This is a genomic window from Kocuria cellulosilytica, from assembly GCF_040981245.1.
Classification (GTDB): Bacteria; Actinomycetota; Actinomycetes; order Actinomycetales; family Micrococcaceae; genus Kocuria; species Kocuria cellulosilytica.
Map to the genome: position 1 here is coordinate 1 of NZ_JAVFWZ010000030.1, position 955 is coordinate 955.

At 55.1% G+C, this 955-nt stretch carries 1 rRNA gene; it reads left to right on the forward strand.

The window, feature by feature from the left end:
• Nucleotides 1–797 (forward strand): 23S ribosomal RNA (locus tag RCG67_RS16800); the annotation flags it as partial.
• Nucleotides 798–955: the final 158 nt, after the last annotated feature.

Consider the following 955-nt stretch of genomic DNA (forward strand, 5'->3'; position numbering starts at 1 on the left):
GTCTGTGTAGGATAGGTGGGAGGCTATGAAACCATGGCGCTAGCTGTGGCGGAGCCATCCTTGAAATACCACCCTGTCGTGCTTGACGTTCTAACCTGGGCCCATTATCTGGGTCGGGGACCGTGTATGGTGGGTAGTTTGACTGGGGCGGTCTCCTCCTAAAGAGTAACGGAGGAGCTCGAAGGTACGCTCAGCGCGGTCGGACATCGCGCACTGTGTGCAAAGGCATAAGCGTGCTTGACTGCAAGATCGACGGATCAAGCAGGTAGGAAACTAGGACTTAGTGATCCGGTGGTTCTGTATGGAAGGGCCATCGCTCAACGGATAAAAGGTACTCCGGGGATAACAGGCTGATACCGCCCAAGAGTTCATATCGACGGCGGTGTTTGGCACCTCGATGTCGGCTCATCACATCCTGGGGCTGTAGTCGGTCCCAAGGGTATGGCTGTTCGCCATTTAAAGTGGTACGCGAGCTGGGTTCAGAACGTCGTGAGACAGTTCGGTCCCTATCTGCCATGGGCGTTGGAGATTTGAGAGGGGCTGCTCCTAGTACGAGAGGACCGGAGTGGACGAACCTCTGGTGTTCCGGTTGTCACGCCAGTGGCATTGCCGGGTAGCTATGTTCGGAAGCGATAACCGCTGAAAGCATCTAAGCGGGAAGCGCGCCTCAAGATGAGATCTCCCGGGGCACAAGCCCCCTGAAGGAACCATGTAGACTACGTGGTTGATAGGTCAGGTGTGTAAGTACAGCAATGTATTGAGCTAACTGATACTAATGATCCGTGCGGCTTGACCATATAACCTCAAGTTGCCTTGGCTTTACGACAACGTCGTAAGAGCATCCAAGTGCACGCTACGTCACAAGAACTATGCGAGGCTGGCGCCTTGTCCCCCGGGACGAGTGCGACGCTCCAAAAGCCTCCCTGGTGAAATTAGCGCTGTGGAACCACCCGAT